The organism is Gemmatimonadota bacterium (assembly GCA_026705765.1).
Taxonomy (GTDB): domain Bacteria; phylum Latescibacterota; class UBA2968; order UBA2968; family UBA2968; genus VXRD01.
Map to the genome: position 1 here is coordinate 19,062 of JAPPAB010000163.1, position 19,982 is coordinate 39,043.

At 49.4% G+C, this 19,982-nt stretch carries 22 protein-coding genes; 4 read left to right on the forward strand and 18 right to left on the reverse strand.

The features are described from left to right. Positions 1-11 precede the first annotated feature (11 nt). From asnS to OXH16_20805, 13 genes are all read right to left on the reverse strand, one after another. Positions 12-1,307: an asparagine--tRNA ligase gene (asnS, locus tag OXH16_20745; GenBank protein MCY3683835.1), complete on the reverse strand. Its 1,296-nt coding sequence runs from the start codon at positions 1,305-1,307 to the stop codon at positions 12-14. A gap of 93 nt (positions 1,308-1,400) precedes the next feature. Further along, positions 1,401-3,518, reverse strand: coding sequence for a polyribonucleotide nucleotidyltransferase (locus OXH16_20750; protein MCY3683836.1), 2,118 nt, complete (start codon positions 3,516-3,518; stop codon positions 1,401-1,403). Between the two features lie 92 nt (positions 3,519-3,610). Then, entirely contained in the window at positions 3,611-3,880 is a 270-nt protein-coding gene (gene rpsO / locus OXH16_20755) for a 30S ribosomal protein S15 (protein MCY3683837.1), read from the reverse strand. Continuing rightward, positions 3,871-4,824 carry a bifunctional riboflavin kinase/FAD synthetase gene (locus OXH16_20760; protein MCY3683838.1) on the reverse strand — a complete coding sequence of 318 codons (954 nt, stop codon included), beginning with the start codon at positions 4,822-4,824 and terminating at the stop codon, positions 3,871-3,873. Before OXH16_20760 ends, rpsO begins: the two co-directional genes overlap by 10 nt. Continuing rightward, positions 4,824-5,699, reverse strand: a complete 876-nt coding sequence (gene truB / locus OXH16_20765) for a tRNA pseudouridine(55) synthase TruB (protein ID MCY3683839.1) — start codon at positions 5,697-5,699, stop codon at positions 4,824-4,826. The genes OXH16_20760 and truB overlap by 1 nt, the downstream gene beginning before the upstream one ends. Beyond that, entirely contained in the window at positions 5,700-6,041 is a 342-nt protein-coding gene (rbfA, locus tag OXH16_20770; protein MCY3683840.1) for a 30S ribosome-binding factor RbfA, read from the reverse strand. It abuts the gene before it with no gap. Between the two features lies 1 nt (position 6,042). Next, complete coding sequence (locus OXH16_20775) at positions 6,043-6,324, reverse strand: DUF503 domain-containing protein (protein ID MCY3683841.1); 282 nt, start codon at positions 6,322-6,324, stop codon at positions 6,043-6,045. Then, a complete protein-coding gene (gene infB, locus OXH16_20780) occupies positions 6,324-8,759 on the reverse strand; it encodes a translation initiation factor IF-2 (GenBank protein ID MCY3683842.1) in 2,436 nt (811 codons plus the stop codon). The genes OXH16_20775 and infB overlap by 1 nt, the downstream gene beginning before the upstream one ends. A 15-nt stretch (positions 8,760-8,774) precedes the next feature. Next, positions 8,775-10,115, reverse strand: a complete 1,341-nt coding sequence (gene nusA, locus OXH16_20785; GenBank protein MCY3683843.1) for a transcription termination factor NusA — start codon at positions 10,113-10,115, stop codon at positions 8,775-8,777. A 21-nt stretch (positions 10,116-10,136) separates the two neighbouring features. Continuing rightward, positions 10,137-10,577 carry a ribosome maturation factor RimP gene (locus OXH16_20790; GenBank protein MCY3683844.1) on the reverse strand — a complete coding sequence of 147 codons (441 nt, stop codon included), beginning with the start codon at positions 10,575-10,577 and terminating at the stop codon, positions 10,137-10,139. A gap of 185 nt (positions 10,578-10,762) precedes the next feature. Beyond that, positions 10,763-11,140, reverse strand: a complete 378-nt coding sequence (locus OXH16_20795) for a MerR family transcriptional regulator (protein ID MCY3683845.1) — start codon at positions 11,138-11,140, stop codon at positions 10,763-10,765. 5 nt (positions 11,141-11,145) lie between these two features. Further along, complete coding sequence (gene der / locus OXH16_20800; GenBank protein ID MCY3683846.1) at positions 11,146-12,450, reverse strand: ribosome biogenesis GTPase Der; 1,305 nt, start codon at positions 12,448-12,450, stop codon at positions 11,146-11,148. Between the two features lie 3 nt (positions 12,451-12,453). Next, positions 12,454-13,878, reverse strand: a complete 1,425-nt coding sequence (locus OXH16_20805; GenBank protein ID MCY3683847.1) for a DUF512 domain-containing protein — start codon at positions 13,876-13,878, stop codon at positions 12,454-12,456. A gap of 204 nt (positions 13,879-14,082) precedes the next feature. Between OXH16_20805 and OXH16_20810 the strand changes: the two genes are divergently transcribed. Beyond that, entirely contained in the window at positions 14,083-14,775 is a 693-nt protein-coding gene (locus OXH16_20810; GenBank protein MCY3683848.1) for a glycosyltransferase family 2 protein, read from the forward strand. 17 nt (positions 14,776-14,792) lie between these two features. Here the strand turns inward: OXH16_20810 and OXH16_20815 are convergent, their stop codons facing one another. Genes OXH16_20815 through bamD form a run of 4 tightly spaced genes read right to left on the reverse strand, consistent with a single transcriptional unit; the run spans position 14,793 to position 16,753 of the window. Then, a complete protein-coding gene (locus OXH16_20815) occupies positions 14,793-15,089 on the reverse strand; it encodes a cell division protein ZapA (protein MCY3683849.1) in 297 nt (98 codons plus the stop codon). A gap of 21 nt (positions 15,090-15,110) precedes the next feature. Continuing rightward, on the reverse strand, positions 15,111-15,362 hold the full coding sequence (locus tag OXH16_20820; protein MCY3683850.1) for a hypothetical protein: 252 nt from the start codon (positions 15,360-15,362) through the stop codon (positions 15,111-15,113). 36 nt (positions 15,363-15,398) lie between these two features. Next, the gene (nadD, locus tag OXH16_20825; protein ID MCY3683851.1) at positions 15,399-15,986 is read right to left on the reverse strand and encodes a nicotinate-nucleotide adenylyltransferase; all 588 of its coding nucleotides are present in this window, start codon (positions 15,984-15,986) and stop codon (positions 15,399-15,401) included. Positions 15,987-15,997: 11 nt separating this feature from the next. Further along, on the reverse strand, positions 15,998-16,753 hold the full coding sequence (bamD, locus tag OXH16_20830; protein ID MCY3683852.1) for an outer membrane protein assembly factor BamD: 756 nt from the start codon (positions 16,751-16,753) through the stop codon (positions 15,998-16,000). 289 nt (positions 16,754-17,042) lie between these two features. On the opposite strand from bamD, the gene rbsK reads away from it, so the two are divergent. The 3 genes from rbsK to OXH16_20845 all read left to right on the forward strand — a co-directional run bounded on the left by rbsK (position 17,043) and on the right by OXH16_20845 (position 18,476). Continuing rightward, positions 17,043-17,957, forward strand: a complete 915-nt coding sequence (rbsK, locus tag OXH16_20835; protein ID MCY3683853.1) for a ribokinase — start codon at positions 17,043-17,045, stop codon at positions 17,955-17,957. A gap of 93 nt (positions 17,958-18,050) precedes the next feature. After that, a complete protein-coding gene (locus tag OXH16_20840) occupies positions 18,051-18,227 on the forward strand; it encodes a hypothetical protein (protein MCY3683854.1) in 177 nt (58 codons plus the stop codon). 48 nt (positions 18,228-18,275) lie between these two features. Continuing rightward, positions 18,276-18,476, forward strand: a complete 201-nt coding sequence (locus tag OXH16_20845) for a hypothetical protein (GenBank protein ID MCY3683855.1) — start codon at positions 18,276-18,278, stop codon at positions 18,474-18,476. A gap of 424 nt (positions 18,477-18,900) precedes the next feature. Here OXH16_20845 and OXH16_20850 read toward each other — a convergent pair. Beyond that, positions 18,901-19,982: fibronectin type III domain-containing protein (locus OXH16_20850; GenBank protein ID MCY3683856.1), on the reverse strand; the 1,082-nt coding region annotated here is incomplete at its 5' end.

The window sequence follows — 19,982 nt, forward strand, 5'->3', positions numbered from 1 at the left end:
AAATACAACTCCTAAGGATATAATCTTTGCAAAAGCCGAGGAAATGGAATCGTCTCGCGGACATGGGATAATCCGCATATCCACGCGACTGTACGCTCAATACCCAATCCGAAACCGGAATGTGGCACCGATCCATAGTGCCTGAGGTCCAGGTACCACTGGAACGGCGCCTCGTCAAGACCGTGTTCGGCGAGCTTCCGCCGTAAGACCTCCAGATCGTCCTCGCGCTGTCCCCCACCGACGATTTCGCCATATCCTTCGGGAGCCAGCACATCCATACACAATGCCAGTTGGGAATCTTCCGGATCCCCCTTCATATAAAAAGCTTTACAAGCTGCTGGATACCGATGCACAATCACGGGGCGATCGTGTGCATTGGCCAATACGGTTTCATCCTCAGCACCAAAATCCTCCCCCCAGGTGTGATCGAGACCCGCGTCTTTTAGCAATTCATGTGCATCGGAATAAGATATCCTGTGAAATGGTTTTTGCACCCGTCGTAGGGGCGCAAGATCGCGTTTCAAGGTCACAAGTTCAGACCGACAGGTTTTTATCACGCGCTGAACAACATAGCAGATGAAGTCTTCAGCCAGATCCATATTACCCGATAGGTCCATATAGGCCACTTCTGGCTCGACCATCCAGAACTCGGTCAAATGACGCCGCGTCTTGGATTTCTCAGCTCGGAAAGTCGGCCCAAAACAGTACACCTTGCCAAAAGCCATAGCTGCTGCTTCCATATATAGCTGCCCACTCTGTGTCAGATATGCTTTCTCATCGAAATAATCGGTTTCAAAAAGCGTGCTGGTACCTTCGCAGGACGACGGTGTAAAAATGGGCGCGTCAACAAGTGTGAAGCCATTGCTGTCGTAATAATCGCGACAGGCTTTGACAATTTCGGCACGCACGCTTAAAATGGCATACTGGCGCGATGAGCGCAGCCACAAATGGCGGTGATCCATCAAAAATGCCGTGCCGTGTTCTTTGGGCGTAATCGGATAATCCTCTGCGCGATGCACAATTTCGATATCGCTGACGCCAATTTCAAAGCCGATGGGTGAACGCGCATCGGCCCGAACCACCCCCGTCACCCTGAGGGACGATTCTTGTCCCAGGTCTGTAGCGCTTTCAAACACATCTGGCGATACATCGCCCTGAAATATCACGCACTGAATCGTACCAGAGCCATCTCTTATCTGAAGAAAGTGCAATTTTCCACTTGATCGTTTATTGTACAGCCATCCTTCGATCACAACTTCTTTATCTTCCCAGGCACTTACGTCGTTTATCCTGATGATATCTGGCATATATCGTTCCCTGAAAGTAAAAAACGAAAGACGACCGGGTACATCTGCTTGCCCACCGATCGCCTTGTGTTTTTTTCGCGTGTATTACAAATCTCACGATCTTTGGGGGGGGCGTTGCCTACCCTGCGGATTTGAATTCCCATCGGGCTTGTCGATAAGGACTTTACGGCTAAGTCGAATTTTGCCCTGGTCGTCGATAGCGATCACTTTGACCTGAACTTTTTCGCCTTCACTGAGCACATCGTTTACCTTGCGCACCCGGTGATGTTCAAGCTCGGAAATATGGCAAAGCCCGTCCTTGCCGGGCAATATTTCGACAAACGCGCCAAAGTCCGTAATCCGGCGCACGGTGCCATCATAGATTCGCCCAACTTCTGGCTCTTCGACGAGCGCTTCAACCATGCCCATTGCAGTTTCACCGGCTTGCGCATCTAAAGAAGTGACCGTAACCAGCCCATCGTCCTCGACTGAAACCGTCGCGCCTGTCTCTTCAATGCTGCGAATGGTCTTCCCACCAGGACCAATAACTGCACCGATTTTTGCGGGATCAATACGAATAGACAAAATGCGTGGTGCGTATTCCGACAAGCTCGTTCTCGGCTCGGAAATAGCTTCTTCCATAAGACCGAGAATGTGGTTTAATGCGTCTCGGGCACGAGCAAATGCCGCACTGAGGATCTCAAAACTTATACCACCGATCTTAATATCCATCTGAATCGCAGTAAGACCCGATCGCGTTCCCGCTATTTTAAGGTCCATATCGCCCAAATGGTCTTCTTCGCCTAAAATATCTGTAAGAACCGCCCATTGATCCCCTTCCATAACCAGCCCTACACCAGCCCCGGCAACATGGCTTTTAATGGGCACACCTGCATCCATCAAAGCGAGAGAACCGCCACACACCGTGGCCATTGAAGAAGAACTGTTGGATTCTAAAATCTCAGAAACCAGCCGGATCGTATATGGAAAATGCTCTTCACTGGGCACAACGGGCTCGAGTGCCTTTTCAGCCAAAGCTCCGTGACCGACTTCGCGACGGCCGGGCGCTGCGATCCGCCCCGTTTCACCAACACTGTAGTTGGGAAAGTTGTAATCGAGCATAAAGCTCTTGAACGATTTGCCTTCGAGATCATCTACCATTCGGGTGTCCATCTTGCTTCCGAGCGTGGCCACACACAAAGCCTGTGTTTGCCCACGCGTAAAAACAGCGGACCCGTGTGCGCGAGGCAATACACTCAGATCGATGTCAATGGGCCGAACCTGATTGAGATCGCGCCCGTCAATGCGCTGATTTTCCGCAAGAATCATCGCGCGCATATCCTTTTTGATCAATCGATCGATTTCACTGCCAATTTCACTATCTTCATAGTCTTCTGCGAGCGCTTCTCGCACCTCTGCACGAATCGCGGACAACGTCTCTGCACGCGCCACCTTATCCGGCATGCGGTTGGCTGCGTGGATCTGCTCTGAAGCGCGTTCGGCAACAGCAGTGACAAGCGTTTCGTTTTCTTCAGGCTCGTCGTAAGACCGCTTGGCTTTCCCCACACGGGAAATCAGATCATCCTGTAATTCAATCAGTTGTACAATGCCTTGATGGGCAACGCGCAATGCTTCGACAACATCTTCATCGGCTACTTCGTGAAAATCGCCTTCAACTGAAATAATGGACTCGCGATTGCCCGATACCATCAAATGGACATCGCTTTCTTCGAGTTGGGAAAGTGTGGGGTTGACCACAAATTCTCCATCAACTCGCCCAACGCACACAGCGCCAATGGGACCGTCAAACGGAATATCAGAAATGCACAGTGCAGCCGAAGCGCCTGTCATTGAGAGCACTGCGGGATCATTTTCACCGTCAAAAGACAACACAGTAACATAAACCTGCGTTTCAAAGTCATAAGCCTCCGGAAATAGGGGCCTGATTTGATGATCGATTAAACGCGCATGCAATTTCTCCGTTGTTGAAGGCGCGCCTTCTCGCTTAAAAAAGTTGCCGGGAATGCGCCCACCTGCATACATCTTTTCGCGATAATCGACTTGAAGGGGAAAAAAATCAAAATCCGAAGGTTTGTTATCGGAAACGGCAGCCACCAGCACAATGGTTTCCCCGTACTGCATCCACACCGCCCCATGTGACTGTTTGGCCACCCGACCCGTTTCAATGGACAGCGGACGACCGGCATATTCAAGCTCTACTTTTGCTATCATTCTATCTCCTCTATTTATCTTAAAACACATCTATTCCAGCGCTCTGACAAAAAGGCCAGAGATACGGCCAACTGCTGGAATACAGAAAAAACTCAACCGCGAATATCCAGTGCCGCAATCAAGCTACGATAACCTTCTAAGTCTTCGCGCCGCAAATACCGCAACAGACGGCGGCGACGCCCAACCAGTTTGAGCAGTCCCCGACGCGAGTGATGATCTTTCTTGTGGGTTTGAAAGTGTTCGATGAGTTGTACAATACGCTCTGTAAGTTGCGCAATCTGGACTTGTGGCGATCCTGTATCGCCTTCTTTGCGCCCGTATTGTGCGATCAACTCTGCCTTCTTTTCTTTTGTTAACGCCAAAATTTACCTCCATCGGTATGATGCCGCGAAAGCATATCTTCCGCGGTCTGTATATCTGCTTTAATCTGTTCGATTAAAGCCTCTTTACTACTGAATTCACGCTCGCCGCGAATGCGATACAAAATCTCAACGGGTAAAATTTTTCCATAGAGATTTTGTGAAAAATTGAGCAAATGTACTTCACAATGCGCTGACTGCCCCCCAAATGTAGGACGTTTACCGTAATTGATAACGGCGATATAGGGCTGCTCCAGCCTGGCAACACCGGCATAAACCCCTGGAGGCGGCAAGAGTTTGCCCGGCGTTTCAAACCGGAGATTGGCAGTGGGAAAACCAAGTGCTCTACCCCGTTTTTCTCCTTCTACCACACGCCCCCACAAGGGGTAAGGGTGTCCCATAAGCTGAACAACCGCATCCAGATCCCCTTTCAGGAGTGCGTTGCGAATGCGGGTACTGCTCACGGGTTTTTCGGCGATGCACACAGCAGGAGGAGAAAAAACAGAGAACCCAAACTGTTTCCCCAATCTCTTCATCGTCTCAAACCCGCCCTGACGCCCCCTTCCAAAACCGTGGTCGTAACCTACAATCACAGACCTGGCGCTGAGTTTATCAACCAGAAAGCATTTGACAAATGCCTCGGGAGACAGCTGCCGGAGTGCGTCATTAAATCCAACAACAGCCAGAATATTCACCCCCAAAGAGGCGAGACAATGCTGTTTCTCTTCAAGCGATGTCAACACCCCAGGCGCATCGGCACCGTCGATAAACTGGCGGGGATGTGGATCAAAAGTGACAACGACAGATGTGCCCCTACACGCCCGTGCCTTATCGGTCATAGCCTCAATGACAGAGACATGTCCGGCGTGAATGCCGTCAAATGTTCCAACAGTGACCACCGGGTGAGCAAGCGCAACCGGTTCTTCAAGCGTTATGGTGCGCATCATCAATTCTGGATCACGCGAATAGGCTTCAAGACGCCCTCGACGATATGACCGAGACCGAGCAAAATACCCCGAGAGTTTTGCACTGTCACAATATCCTGGACATCTGATAAAATATCGGTCACGGGATTGCCATTTGAAAAACGCCCCTGCTGCGCCTCTGTCAGACAAACCGATGACAGATCGGATAAAACAGCGTGGGGATCGAGCAACACATCAGAAATACTTTCTGCTCGCGCGAGTTCATAAACCGCAACACATTGCCCTGATCCAACACTCCCCACCGCGGTTCTGCGAAGCGTTGATAGATGGGCACCACATCCAAGCCGTTTGCCAATATCATCTGCAAGCGACCTGATATAAGTGCCTTTAGAACAATGTACGTTCAGATGCAAGAGCGGTGGGGCATAAACCACAATATCGAGCTTATGTACGGATACATTACGCGCAGGACGTTCAACCTCAACACCTCTTCGGGCCAGGTCATAAAGCCTGTGCCCCCCTATGCGGATGGCCGAATACATAGGCGGAACCTGGGCAATTGCCCCTTTGAATTCGGCAACAGCGGCCTCGACTTGCGCATAATCGGCGGGAACATCCCTCGATCTACTGATAACCGCACCATCGGCATCGAGAGAATCGGTCGTCATGCCCAAACGCACAACCGCGCGATATTGTTTATTGCCATCCGTAATATAGGAACTCAGGCGCGTATAGGCTCCCAGGCAAAGTGGCAAAACGCCCGTTGCCTGGGGATCAAGGGTGCCTGTGTGCCCTACTTTTTTGATCCCGAAGTGCTTACGCACCCAACTGACGACATCTTGAGAGGTCCAGCCAGCGGGTTTATCTATGCCAAGGAAGCCGTTTATTGGCACCACCTATGTGTCGAGACTATTGAGCAATTCCTCGATTTTCGCCCCCTGTGTGACGGAATCATCCCAGGCGAAAACCAGCTCAGGCACGTGTCGCAATTGAACGCGCTGAGCGAGCGCACGGCGCAAGAAAGACATCGCCCTCATCAGACGCTCAAGCACCTGTGGTTGCGATCCGGATCCGCGCATCACACTGACATAGACTCTGGCTGTGCGCAGATCACGAGACATCGTGACAGCCGTAATCGTGACTTCGGACAGACCGGGGTCACGAGTTTCTGTGTGCAAAATTTCACTCAGGGCAACCTGAATGGCTTTTCCCACACTTTCCGGCCGATAAGATGGCATATCAGAGCAACTCCAACGAATAATCTACTACGATGAGGCGATCCTCGCGCTCGATTAAATCGACCACCTTTGACAGTATCTGATTGGCATACCGCGAGTCGTTGGCAACTGTTGCAACACCTAATTGCGCTCTTTGCCAGCGGTCATTATCGCCCAGTTCAGAAACAGATACATTGAATTTGTTGCGCGTACGCGTCGTGATGCTCTTGAGCACGCTGCGTTTCTGTTTCAGCGAGGCGCATTCGGGCAAATACAGGTCGAGATGACAAAAACCAATGGTCATTAGATCGTGCGAGTAGTTTCAACGAGTTCGTAAGTTTCAATAACATCGCCGACTTTGACATCGTTAAAATTTTCGATACCAATGCCGCATTCAAAGCCGTTTTGCACTTCGCGAACATCATCCTTAAAACGCCGCAAAGATCCAATACGGCCTTCGTAAACAATAACGCCATCGCGCAAAACGCGCGCATTCGTCGTGCGGTGGATGAGCCCTTGAGAAACAAGACATCCGGCAATTGTGCCAACACTTGGCACCTGGAAAAGCTCGCGCACCTGCGCTTCGCCCTGTACATTTTCTTCAATTTTGGGCGCCAACAATCCAGAAAGGGCAGCGCGAATGTCTTCGACGATTTCGTAAATTACGCGATACAAACGAATATCAACGCGTTCTCGTGCCGCAACCTCTCTTGCATTTGCATCGGGACGCACATTAAATCCAATGATGATGGCATCGGAGGCTGATGCAAGCAAAATGTCAGATTCGGAGATAGCACCCACAGCGCGGTGAATCACCGATAAATGCACTTCTTCGTGTTCAATTTGCAATAATGCGTCTTGCATGGCCTCGACAGATCCATCGACATCGCCTTTAATAATCAGACGCAATTCCTCCATATTGCCCGTCTCAATCTGGCTGTGAATATCGGACAATGATACCCGACGTACCCGATGAAATTCTTGTTCGCGCCTGAGTTGCTGCCGTTTCTGACTGATATCGCGGGCTTCGCGCTCATTTTCAACCACATGAAAAGTATCCCCTGCCTGGGGTAATCCGGCCAGACCGAGAACTTGAACAGGACGAGATGGTCCTGCTGTTGTTACGGATATACCACGCTCATCGAGCATTGCGCGGACGCGCCCGCTGAACATGCCCGTAATAAATGGATCACCGACTTGTAGCCTGCCTTCTTGCACGAGCACTGTTGCCACATTTCCTCGTCCGCGGTCGAGTTTTGATTCTACGATCGTGCCTTTGGCACGCTTATCGGGACTGGCCACAAGTTCGAGCATTTCTGTTTCAAGAGCCAGTAACTCGAGCAAAGCATCAATATTGTGTCCAGTTTTGGCGGAAATTTCGCAGACTTGAACATTGCCGCCATAATCTTCTACAATGACATTGTGCTCGGTCAACTCCCGTTTGATTTTGTCGGGATCGGAAGTTGGCAAGTCGATTTTGTTAATTGCAACGACGAGAGGCACATTGGCAGCTTTGGCATGATCGATGGCTTCTACTGTTTGCGGCATTACACTATCATCTGCCGCCACGACCAGAACGACGACATCGGTTACGCTGGCACCTCTGGCGCGCATGGCCGTAAAAGCTTCGTGCCCAGGGGTATCGAGAAAACAGATTTCACGACCATCACCGAGTTCAACGTGATACGCACCAATATGCTGCGTAATGCCGCCAGCTTCACCTTCCATTACATTGGTCTCTCGGATATAATCCAAAAGAGATGTTTTGCCGTGATCTACATGCCCCATAATTGTAACTACTGGAGGCCTTGGTTTTAGACTATCTCCAGGCGCTTCTATCTCTGCTTCTGCCAATACCTCTTCGCCGTATTCTTCGAGTTCCTCAACGCCGAAACCAAATTCATCGGCAACAAGCGTGATGGTGTCCATATCGAGGCGCTGGTTGATGGTCACCACCATACCCAATTTGAGACATTGTGTGATGACTTCTGTGGGGCGCACATCCATCTGAGAAGCGAGTTCGCCAATGGTTGTAAACTCATTGACTTTGAGAACTTGCCCATCTGTGGTCCCCTCTTCAGGCTCTTCACTGTCTTGACGACGGCGACGGCGCACCCGTGATGGCGCAGCACCACTCGACATTTGCGCCAGGGTTCGACGCACATTTTCTGATACTTCGCGCTCATCAATGACAGGGCGTTTACGGCGACGACGGCGTTTTCGCGGAGACCTCGTGCGGCTTCTCTTTTCCTGTACGGGCTTTTCTTCAGACTTGGTCTTATCCTTTACTACAGGTTTTTCTTTTTTGGGTTCTGGTGCCTTTGTCTCGGGTTCTGGCTGCACTGGCGTCTGACTGACATCTTCTACGACAACAGTCGGATAATCAGTCCGGCGTCTTCTGCGACGCGGACGCTGCCTGCGCTCGCTGCTGGTCTCGGTTTTTTTATCAGACTGAACCGAACGGAACCGGCTCACGCGAGGTTTTTGCTCGCGAGTTTTGCTTTCTTTTTTTTCATCATCTTTGCGTCTGAGTTTTCGCCGCGTCGCCTGGCGTTCTGAATCAAACTTCTCCTGTACCGCCTCGACCATTTCAGTCGTACAGACCGCCATGTGATTTTTGACTTCAAAGCCGAGGCTTCTAATCTGCTCCACCATGGCAACGCTCGACAAATTGAACTCTCGCGCAATCTCGTAAACTCGTTTTTTCTTTTCCGCTGTTTTGCCTTTTGTCTTAGCCAATAGGCTCACCCCCGATCATGCGTCATTTTCAGATGTGTCTTCAGTAGAATGTATATTCTCTGCCTCTGCTTGCAAACGCGCCTGTTCTTCGCGGTAAGCAGACACTTTTGCATCGACCATTTCCTGCGCAACCTCTCGCAATTTTTCAGCTGTCGTCTCGCCGATACCAGGCACATTGAGCAACGTATTCAAAGGTACTCGGACGATGTCATTGGCAGACAAAATACCCGAGGCCTCCAGGCGATTTCGCGTCACTTGACCCGTGCCGGGTACTTCGACCAATGGCACCGTCGTCGCCAGACGTTCGGCTTGTATTTCGTCATAACGGGTTTCCGTCATAATATCGACGTGCCAACCTGTCAACTGTGATGCCAAACGCGCATTCTGACCCTCTTTTCCAATAGCCAGAGAAAGCTGATCATCATCGACTATAGCCGACATGCGTTTTTCACGCCGGTCAATCACCACGCGGCGAACTGTGGCAGGGTTCAACGCACGTGACAAAAAGATCGCTTCATCTTCACTCCAGGGCACAATATCTATGCGTTCGCTACTCAATTCACGCACCACGGCCTGTACGCGCGAGCCTTTCATACCCACGCAAGCCCCTACGGGATCAATACGCGCATCATTGGAGTAAACAGCTATTTTGGCCCGCACACCCGGTTCGCGAGAAACGGCTTTTATTTCTATAACACCTTCATAAATTTCGGGAACCTCAAGCTGGAAGAGCTTTTCGAGAAATGCGGGATGTGTACGGCTCAATACCACCTGGGGACCTTTGGCTGTACGCAAAACATCGTGCAAATAGGCGCGAATGGGGTCCCCTTGCCGATAGCGTTCTTTTCTGATTTGCTCCTTAAGCGGAATAACAGCTTCTGTTCGCCCCAGGTTGACGAGAATGTCGCCCCGACTAATTTGCTGCACAGTTCCCGAAATAATTTCTCCAACACGCCCCTGATAATCTTCGTAGATTTTCTCGCGCTCGGCTTCTCTGACTCTCTGGACGAGTACCTGCCTTGTCGTTTGAATCGCATTGCGCCCAAAATCGGCAAAGTTGAGGCGGAGTCTCACTTCTCCACCCACCTTTGCATCGGTATCTGCTTTGCGCGCCTGTGTAACGCCAATTTGGTTTCCCGGGTCTTCGACTGAGTCATCGGCGACGATTTCTTTGATCGCTTCAACGATGATCTCACCAGAGTTGTTATCGAAGTTGACCTCGACATTATCCCCGGTTCCAAACCGCTTTTTTGCCGCAGAGATTAGCCCCATTTCAAGGGTTTCGATAACCAGATCGCGGTTGACATTTTTTTCCTGGGCAATTTGCCTTAACGCTTCGAGAACTTCGTAATTCAAGTGAGGTTCCTCCTCGACCAATTACAACTCAAAATGCACAGTGGCTTTCTGAATTTTTGCGCGTTCAATAGTGGTTCGTTCACCCTGTAACTCGACATCGAGATAGTCGGATTGGACCTGTAATAGCGTTCCAACCGCAACACCGAGGCCATCTACAACAAGGCGCAGTGCTTTGCCAACCACCCGCTCAAAATCGCGGTCCGTCTTCAAGGGACGCGTCAAACCCGGAGATGATACTTCGAGCAGATATCTGCCATCAATCGGATCTCGCGTATCCAATATATCTGCAATATCCCGACTGAGTGCAGCACATTCGTCAACTGTAATACCATCGGGACGATCGACAAAGATGCGTAAGGTTTTTCGTCTGTGATCGCCAGAGACAGCCAACTCAACCAACTCGACATCCCGACGATTGAGAAGCGGAAGAATCAGATGGGTCAGGGTGTCTTCAATAAGCATTGAATAACTCAAAAATGCCGTTTTATCGCGCGTTGTGGCGTATGGATATCCAGGCTGTGCGCGTCTCTGTACCTCAATCGGGGTTGGTGTTTCTAAACTATACCCCATATACTCAAAAGAGTGGGCAGAAGCCCACTCTATAATCAGAATTTAAATATAAGAAACTATATAGCATAATGCAAGTTTTATTTCCCGGCGACCGACGCCTCTTCCCCTTCTATAAGTTGCTTGAGTTCGAGCAACATGCGCCGTAATTCAACCAGTGGATTTTCAATATTAGCCGTCGCGTCTTCAATACTCTGATTTTCCCATAAACTGCGGTCTATCTTCAGCCTTTCAACCGCTCCTTGAATCGTGTATTTCTGGGCGTAGAGCAAGTCCTTAATTGCCAAAATAACCTTGATATTTCGCTCTGTGTACGTGCGATTGCCCGACCGGCCGCGTCTGGGATTCAGTTGAGAAAATTCCTTCTCCCAAAATCTCAGAACATGGGATTCTACGCCAGTGAGTTCCGATACTTCGCGGATCGAATAATAGAGCTTTTTTATACCGCCTGGACGCATAGATATCACTTCTTTTTAAATATGATGCGAATGGGTGTTCCGTAAAAGTCGAACGCCTGTCTGAGCCTGCGCTCTAAAAACCGACGATAGTGTACGGGAACATCCCCGGGCCGCCTGGTAAAAAAAAGAATGGTTGGCGGTGCACTGCGCGGCATAACGCAGAAAGACATGCGAAAGACCCTTCCATTTTTTGTTGGCGGAGCAGTTGTTGCATTGAGATGCGTCAAAAAGTCGTTCAATTCACCCGTTGGAATGCGATGGCGGCGTTTTAGTGCCACATCCAGAGCCAGATCGATAATGCGCCACGCACGTTGTCCCGTAAGTGCCGAGAGAAAAACAATGGGATAGTTTTCGAGATGTACAAAGCGCGCGCGAATTTGTTGGGCTATTTTGTCGGCTGTGTGACCGTCTTTTTCAATCAGGTCCCATTTGTTGATGCCCACGATCAGCCCTTTGCCCAGCGCGACAGCGCGTTCTGAGATTTTGACATCCTGTACAGTACATCCTTCTACTGCATCGACCAGCACAATCGCCACATCGCATCGCTCAAGGCTTTCCACGGTGCGCAGCGAACTGTAAAAATCGACTTGCTCTTTGATGCGCGTCCGCCGTCTCAAACCCGCCGTATCAACCAGAATAAATGGCTGTCCGTCGCGTTCCAGCGAGAGGTCAATCGCATCGCGCGTCGTTCCGGGAATCTCGCTCACCACCACCCGTTCTCGCCCCATCAGGCGATTCACAAAGGTGGATTTGCCCATGTTTGGGCGGCCCAATACCGCAATGCGAGGGGGTAAGTCCTCTTCCGAATCTCCTTCATCTTCTGGCAAGCATGCGAGGATTTCATCCAGCAAGTCGCCCGATTGCCGTCCATTGATAGCAGAAACACATAGTGGATCGCCCAAGGCAAGACCGTAAAAGGCCGTGCCATCGGCCTCGTTCTCATCTCTATCGACTTTGTTGACAATCAGCCGATAAGACGCTCCCGAATCGCGGATCTTGCGCGCCATAATTGCGTCGTAATCCGTAGGTCCAGTCTGTGCATCAACCACAAAAAGCAACAGGTCTGCCTCCCCCAGAGCAAGTTCGACTTGTCGGGAAACCAGATCGGCGATTATCTCGTCAGAATTGGGTACATATCCACCCGTATCCACCAGCGTGAAAGTTCTGCCATTCCAGGTACACTGTGCATAGTTGCGATCGCGCGTGACACCGGGAAAGTCATCCACTACAGCTTTGCGCTCGCCAATCAGCCGGTTAAAGAGTGTTGACTTCCCGACATTTGGCCGCCCCACAATTGCCACGACGCCCATTGCCTAATTCTCCATCTGATGTGACGAAATATACGGATGCGCCACAACCTCACTGCCTGCACCCACAAAAGCAGATACACCACCGACGGCATTTTGAATGGTCTCCACCATATCGTAAGTGCCCACAACAGCCCGACACCCCACCTTTTGCTCCAGGTCTTTGAGCAATAAATCATCTAAAAATAATCCATTGTGATTCAGGCAGTTGGGAGGTAAAAGAACAGTCTCATCGCTTCTGATACGGGCATCTATAAGTGCGCGACCAATATCGTTGCCCGACAGCAATCCAGAAACTGTTATTCCTTCTCCAAGAAAGTGATTGACCACAGGTACAACACGGGCATCAATCCACGAGATTTGGTTCAAACGTTTGACCATTGTATCCAAAAAATGCATCCCCAGCATACCCGTTACGAGTACAAAGCGCTGCGGTGGCAATGCCAAATTATCGAGTTCTTCAATCCGATTCTCAAATCCATCTATAAAGCGGCGAACCATGCCGATTCCGTTTTCGACAAGCGGAAATCCATCGTATTCAGACCGCAGCGGCACAGACTGGCCCGTCAACAAATACATTTCATCGCCCAAATATACAAAGCGCGTGCCCAGGCGTTTTTTAAACATATCCTGCCATGCTGTTATCTCGCGGATTGCCATAGCAGCATCGGTGTGTGTTACGGGATTCAACCTGGGAAGATTTTTGCGAAATTTAGTCAATCCCAGTGGCACAACACCCAGGGATTCAACGCGCGGATGCCGCGCTGCAAGATCAAAAACCGTCTGTTTGAGTGCCCGACCATCATTAATACCCGGGCACAAGACCACTTGTGCGTGCATCTGAATCCCATGTTTGCCCAGAATATCAATCCGATCCAAAACAGGTGTTGCCCGCCCGCGACCGAGCAATTCCGCTCGCAATTTGGGATCCGTGGCGTGAACCGAGATGTACATTGGGCTCAATTTCTGGTCAATAATGCGCTGAAATTCATCCTCAGACAGGTTTGTCAGTGTGACATAAGCCCCGTGTAAAAAAGACAAGCGATAGTCGTCATCCTGGTAATACAGGGTCTTGCGCAGACCTTTGGGCATTTGATGCAAAAAGCAAAAAACACACTTGTTATCACACTTGAGAATGGGCATATCTTCAAAATCCACGCCCAAATCGTCTTCAATATCTTTTTCAATTTCAAATAAAAATCGATCCTCGCCTCGCCGCACTGTGGCCGACACGTCTTCTTCGCCCATGTAAAAACGGTAATCAATGGGATCGCGCACGGGGTGTCCATTGATGGTTTCTACGACATCGCCGCGCTGCAACCCAATTGCATCTCCAATCCCATCGGGATGTACCAAACGGATTTGCAAACCGGTATCGACGCGTTCAACACTGCGCCGACCCTCGACCTGTGCCCCTCTTATAACATCCATTTCGATTCCAGTAATTGATTGCCAGACAATGCACTATTTCAATAACTTAGAAGTATTCCTGAATTGACAAAAACTTACGATAAAGCCAAAACAAGGTCAAGAGAAAAGCCGACTGACGCGATCTCCACATTTTTAATATCTGACAAGTTCAGAATATCTCTTTATCTTGGATATAGTCAAAATACACAGAGGAGAACATAGCCTATGTCCGCCCCCCCACGCATCTCAGTCATTATTCCAGTTTTTAACGAGCAAGATGCCATAGAAAAGGTAATTGGCGATATTCCCTGTCATTTGCCCACCGAAATCATCGTCGTCGATAATGGGTCAACCGACCAAACTGCAAAATTAGCCGCAGCAATGGGCGCACGCATTGTTCGAGAAAATCGCCGTGGATATGGTTCTGCCTGCCTCGCGGGCATAGCAGCAACCAATAATCCGGACATCGTCGTCTTTCTCGATGGTGACTACAGCGATCACCCCAACGAAATGCCAGACCTGATTGCACCCATCCTGGAAAACCGAGCCGATCTCGTGATTGGCTCTCGCGTTTTGGGCAATAGTGAACCCGGTGCGCTGATGATTCAGGCGCGTTTCGGCAACCGTCTGGCCACCAGCCTCATCAAAATCCTCTTTGGCGTATCCTACACGGATCTGGGACCCTTCCGGGCAATTCGCTATTGGGCACTCAGGGACTTAAATATGCAAGATAAAACCTTTGGATGGACAGTAGAAATGCAGGTCAAAGCAGCCAAAAAGGCGTTAAAAATACAAGAAGTGCCAGTAAGTTATAGAAAACGCATCGGCGTTTCCAAAATTACTGGCACGTTAAAAGGTACTCTTAAGGCAGGGTGGAAAATTTTATTTACAATTTTTAAGTATTGGTTTACGAGGTGAGAAGGAGAGGGTTTTTCTCACTTTTTTGCGCCATCTATATGCTGCTCCAAACGCCTGAGAGCATCATCTATGCGAATGCGATCTTCTCGATGCCGAGTGCGACGATGCACAATTTGATTGGCAATATCAAATGCAGCCATAAGCGCAATCCGAGCGGTATCACCTGTATTTTCGATCGCGGCAATCAGGTTCATTTTTTCATCGACAAAATTTGAAATTTTAGAGGTATATTCCCCCGACTCCTCACTGCTGAGTACATAGTCAGAGCCAAAGATCGTCACCTTAGTCTTATGTAAATCATCAGAATGGGCCATAATATAATTTGCTCGTAATTATCACGGCTTTGCCACAAGGTCCATGCGAACTACACCATCGGTAGCGGGGACCTCCAATTCCACAATCCACCCCTTAATGACCTCACCTCTTACAACAATTTCTTTGGCTTCTTTTGAAAGGATTTTGGCATCTTCTGATACACGTGCCAACGCGCGACACTTGTCATCATCCACACAGAAATAACGCTGAATCCGCGCTTCGGGCATTCCCCCGAGCCTGGGGCATTCGGCTTCTTGTTTTTCGTCACTCATAACAGAACCTGTTAAAAGTCGCGAGTCTCTATCCCTCTACTTCTGAAGATATAAACCGTGAGTTCTAATATAATCTGCGACAGCGTCGGGAACAAAAAAAGAAATTGGCCTTCCGGTGCGTACGCGTTCTCTAATCGCCGTTGACGAAATATCCAGCAGAGGTGTTTCAACAAACTGCATCTTGGACTTGAAAGTGGGATCAACGCGCTCTCGCTCAAAACCCGGCCGTTCAGCCACGAGTACATGAGCCATATCCAATACGCCTTCGGGATTAAACCAGTCGCCCATTTCAACGGCATTATCGGCACCAATGATCAAAAATATATCTGTGTCCTCACCCATATTCCTGCGCAAATGACGCAAGGTATCAATCGTATAAGATTTCCCGGGGCGCGACAACTCGAATCGGCTCAGTTCGAATCCCGGATAATCGCGCACGGCCAGACTGACCATCCTCGCGCGATCTTCACCCGAAGTCATCGTGTGTTTGAGCGGCGGGTCGCCCGACGGCATAAACACAACCCGATCGAGCGCGCATTGGAGCATAATTTCCTGCCCGATAATTAAATGCCCGATGTGAATGGGATCAAATGTCCCCCCGAAGATGCCAACGCACTTTGCCATTCTAAGGTTTTTCAGTTGGACTGCGCTTTCTTTATTTTTTCCATATCTTCAATGACTTTTTTCTTCAACTTCTCGGGCAAATCCCGCCCTATCAACAATGTAAGATCATTGAGCGCCTCGTCGAGCGCTCCAGTCCTAAAATTGACCTGTGCAATGATAAAACGCGCCTCTAAAGCAGCCTCTGTGTTGGGATATTCCCTCAATATGCCTTCAGCGTAGAGCTTGGCCGAGGAATAATATTTCCACAGGATATAATCGTATGCAATCATGATGTCCTTGCGGGCCAGTTGATTGCGCAAGGCGTTAATTCTATTCTCTGCCAGAGAGACGAGATCGCTTTGTGGATAATCTTCGATAAACCGCGCAAATTCTCGAATTGCCTTGTGCGTTTCATCCTGATCGTGGTGAATATCGCGCGCATCCTGATAATAACACTCGCCAATCTGGAATCGAGCTTCGGCGGCATAGGGACTCACGGGATATTCATTGAGCAGGCGTTCGTATTCAAAAATAGCCGTCACATAATCTTTTTGACACTGATAAGCTTTGCCCAACCCAAATTGCGCCTCATCTGACAAATGAGACCCGGGAAAATCCGATAGCATATTTCTAAACAATAACTCGGCGTCGTAGCACTTCTTATTTGTCAGTGCATCTTGCGCGTCTTTGTAATAAACCTCTGGACTCAATCGCCTGTATTTTTTCTGTGCACACCCCACACTCAACGCGATCAGACACGCACAACAGATATGTAAAAATCGTCTCATAATCCGCCAATCTGCATGATCCTAAAGAACTATTGACATACCACCCTGTCTGATAAACGATGCAGATTCTGTAATGTTCCCCAGTTTATAGAACAAAAAAGGGCGCGTTTTTTTCGCGCTTGATTTCAAACTCCCAAAAAGTATAAGACTTTCAGAAAATAAGCAAACCCATCTGTCAAGTCAAGAATACCGACTTGATAAAAAACATATAATCCCAACCTCTTGACTTACACAAGAGATTTTCGCATGAATGTTGTAAGTGCCTGAACAAAAAGCCAATAGGTTCTCTATGCCTCACGTCCTCGTCATCGGCAGTTCCAATACCGATCTGGTTATTCGCGCCAACAAGTTGCCCTCGCCGGGTGAAACAGTACTCGGCGGCGCGTTCTTTACCGCTGCAGGCGGCAAAGGCGCCAACCAGGCCGTTGCCGCAGCCCGCGCAGGGGCGCAGGTCACATTTATAGCGCGCCTGGGGTGTGATGATTTTGGTGCGCAAGCTCTATCGGCCTTTCAACGCGAGATGATCGACACCCAATGGATTGTATCCGATCCCCATCTGCCTTCAGGCGTTGCTTTTATCCTCGTGGATGATCGTGGTGAAAACAGCATTGCGGTCGCTTCAGGCGCAAATGCGGCCCTGTCACCCGATCAAATCCAGAATCAGGTCTATGAGAATGCAGAAATATGCTTGCTTCAACTCGAAATCCCGCTTGAAACCGTCGTCCATGCCGCATCTTTATCGACAAAAAACAAGACCCGCGTCGTACTCAATCCAGCGCCGGCAGCAGACCTGCCAGAAGAAATCTGGCCTCACCTGTTTCTCATTACGCCCAATCAAACTGAGACCGAACACCTCACGGGGATCCCTCCCAATAGCCCGAAAAATATCGCAAAAGCAGCCGAAAAACTCCTCCAAAAAGGCGCTCAAAACGCGATCATCACTCTGGGAGCGCAGGGCGCATTTTTGGCGACACCAGACCAAACCTTGCACATACCCGCTTTTAAATCTACACCAATAGATACCACCGGTGCTGGCGATGCCTTCAATGGTGCGCTGTCCTGCGCCTTAAGCGAAAACCAAGCCCTTGAAACCGCCATTCGCTTTGCATGCGCCGCAGGCGCTCTAACCGTTAGTAAAGCTGGTGCTCAACCCGCGATCCCCTCCAGAGATCAAATCGACGCGGTGTTGGCGAATCCCCCTTGACGACAGCCCCGGCTTGTCCTATATTCCTATTCCCTTTCCCAGACTCCCTCCCCTTCTCTCCCTGATGCCATCCCGTATCAGAAAGGAAATCTAATGGGTTTGAGGAAGGCGAATGCGATCAGGCTCGATTTCGATGACCTCGTCAAAGAACTCGACGATTTCGAGCAAGACATTAAAACCCTTCAGGAACGCATAGACCAACTCATCACCAACGCTCGAGAAAAACCGATCGGGGCCGTTGCCAGAGAAGGCGATATGAGCACAACCTGAACACACAACAAAACAGGCGGGTATTCTTCCCGCCTGTTATTTTTTTCGATGTTCTACACCATTATTTTTGCCACTGTCCTCATCATTGTCATAGTGGCAAAATACCTCTACAAACCCGTTGAACGCTGTCCCGAATGCAACACCCCGCGCGAGTCCGATCATCCGATATGCCCGTGCGGCTATGTTTTTGAATTTCCCGATGATGACGATCCCCTCGAATACGGCGATCCCGAAGAAAAGCTCGAATAGACGGAGTGATGTACTGTTAGGCCGAGATGGGAAAAAACTGTCTATAGAACGCCTTACAGGGCCTTTCAGGGGATTTGCCAGGGTTGTGGGTGCAAAAAACAGGGCGCGTGTGGTGAATGTCCATATCTTGAACACAACCAAATCAACTGATCTACTTTTTGATCAAGAGATGTCAAACGTCTTTCGGTTCGTTGTTCGTGTTCATTCAACAACTCTTTTAGATCGTCCCCAGCGATAGTCTGTTTTACGGAGTCCTCCTTTGCGTCCTTGGCCTGAAAAAATCATGAATTTGCCAAAAATTACCGTAATTTCATTCAGAACAATCGGTTAGAAAATTTAGAGCAAAATATCTGTTTTCATGCAATAGTTGAAAAGTCCAATATTTACGCTGTTTTCTCAGATCTTATGAATTAGTCGGATTCAGTTATTCATCATCCATATCCCAATACACAGTGTAACTTCCTGACCAACCTGAAACACCACCTGCGTTACCTGCCCTCATTCTGATACTATATGTTGTACCATTGACGAGTAGAGATACCACACTAGTATTTTCATGCACTGTCTTCTCCCCCGTGAGGTAGCCTGTTGTTGACCCCTCCGATCCAGGAGGGCCACCCCAAAAATAACCCGGACGTCTATTTATTCTTATTGGATTCCTGACACTTGATAGTCGGGGGGTAAATTCAAACTCGTAAAATTCGACTATCCCTGTCCCGTCATTCCAACTCACCTCGATTTCATCCCAGAGGGTATCTGGATCAAAGACATAACTGATGTCCTCCACGTCAGGTACACCAGGGGGTGGTGGAACTAGCGTTGTAAAATCTTGTGTAATCTGCGCAGAAAAAGTGTTGGGATTAGCATCCGAGTTTCTGGCTCTGACACGCACCTGATATGTCGTTCCCTCGGTGAGACCCGCGATACTTCGATATGTTCGTGTGGTATATACCGTTCTTCCGATCTGAGTAGTATCCTGATACACCCTTGTCTCGTAATCATTTATCAATGATGATATATCTGATGGTGCTGTCCAGCTTGCCCGCGCAGATGTTAGAGTGATATTAGTGACAGTCAGCCCTGATGGGGTAGGCATCGGCGTGCCGGAAACCGCGGAAGACCAGCCACTTTCACCTTCAGCGTTTCGTGCGCGAACACGAACTTGATACTCCTGACCATTTTTTAGACCACTCAAGGTTGCACTTGTGGAGGGGCGACGACCACTTATAGTATGCCCATTTCCCCACGAACCACTCGTACCTGTGCGACGCTCCACATGATACCCACTCACAGGCGGCTTCCCAGACTCATTCGATACGGCATCCCACTCAACTGTCAACTGACCATCACCTGACGTAACACGCACATTCGATGGTGCTGAAGAAGGCGGTTCATTCACATCATTGAGAGTGATGGTCACACTCTTGCTGGCACTGCCTCCATTGCCATCGCTTGCATCCACTGTCACTGAGTAGGTAGATTTCGATTCATAGTCATAGGTAACAC

What these genes read in the sequence shown, in the direction of transcription:
- OXH16_20810 (MCY3683848.1), top strand. Translation starts at nt 14,083, where the DNA reads ATGTCCGCCCCCCCACGCATCTCAGTCATTATTCCAGTTTTTAACGAG.
- rbsK (MCY3683853.1), top strand. Translation starts at nt 17,043, where the DNA reads ATGCCTCACGTCCTCGTCATCGGCAGTTCCAATACCGATCTGGTTATT.
- OXH16_20815 (MCY3683849.1), bottom strand. Translation starts at nt 15,089, where the DNA reads ATGGCCCATTCTGATGATTTACATAAGACTAAGGTGACGATCTTTGGC.
- OXH16_20750 (MCY3683836.1), bottom strand. Translation starts at nt 3,518, where the DNA reads ATGATAGCAAAAGTAGAGCTTGAATATGCCGGTCGTCCGCTGTCCATT.
- OXH16_20820 (MCY3683850.1), bottom strand. Translation starts at nt 15,362, where the DNA reads ATGAGTGACGAAAAACAAGAAGCCGAATGCCCCAGGCTCGGGGGAATG.
- asnS (MCY3683835.1), bottom strand. Translation starts at nt 1,307, where the DNA reads ATGCCAGATATCATCAGGATAAACGACGTAAGTGCCTGGGAAGATAAA.
- bamD (MCY3683852.1), bottom strand. Translation starts at nt 16,753, where the DNA reads ATGAGACGATTTTTACATATCTGTTGTGCGTGTCTGATCGCGTTGAGT.
- OXH16_20805 (MCY3683847.1), bottom strand. Translation starts at nt 13,878, where the DNA reads ATGGATGTTATAAGAGGGGCACAGGTCGAGGGTCGGCGCAGTGTTGAA.
- OXH16_20845 (MCY3683855.1), top strand. Translation starts at nt 18,276, where the DNA reads ATGTTCTACACCATTATTTTTGCCACTGTCCTCATCATTGTCATAGTG.
- OXH16_20795 (MCY3683845.1), bottom strand. Translation starts at nt 11,140, where the DNA reads ATGCGTCCAGGCGGTATAAAAAAGCTCTATTATTCGATCCGCGAAGTA.
- OXH16_20790 (MCY3683844.1), bottom strand. Translation starts at nt 10,577, where the DNA reads ATGCTTATTGAAGACACCCTGACCCATCTGATTCTTCCGCTTCTCAAT.
- nadD (MCY3683851.1), bottom strand. Translation starts at nt 15,986, where the DNA reads ATGGCAAAGTGCGTTGGCATCTTCGGGGGGACATTTGATCCCATTCAC.
- OXH16_20760 (MCY3683838.1), bottom strand. Translation starts at nt 4,824, where the DNA reads ATGATGCGCACCATAACGCTTGAAGAACCGGTTGCGCTTGCTCACCCG.
- OXH16_20775 (MCY3683841.1), bottom strand. Translation starts at nt 6,324, where the DNA reads ATGACCATTGGTTTTTGTCATCTCGACCTGTATTTGCCCGAATGCGCC.
- OXH16_20840 (MCY3683854.1), top strand. Translation starts at nt 18,051, where the DNA reads ATGGGTTTGAGGAAGGCGAATGCGATCAGGCTCGATTTCGATGACCTC.
- rbfA (MCY3683840.1), bottom strand. Translation starts at nt 6,041, where the DNA reads ATGCCATCTTATCGGCCGGAAAGTGTGGGAAAAGCCATTCAGGTTGCC.
- der (MCY3683846.1), bottom strand. Translation starts at nt 12,450, where the DNA reads ATGGGCGTCGTGGCAATTGTGGGGCGGCCAAATGTCGGGAAGTCAACA.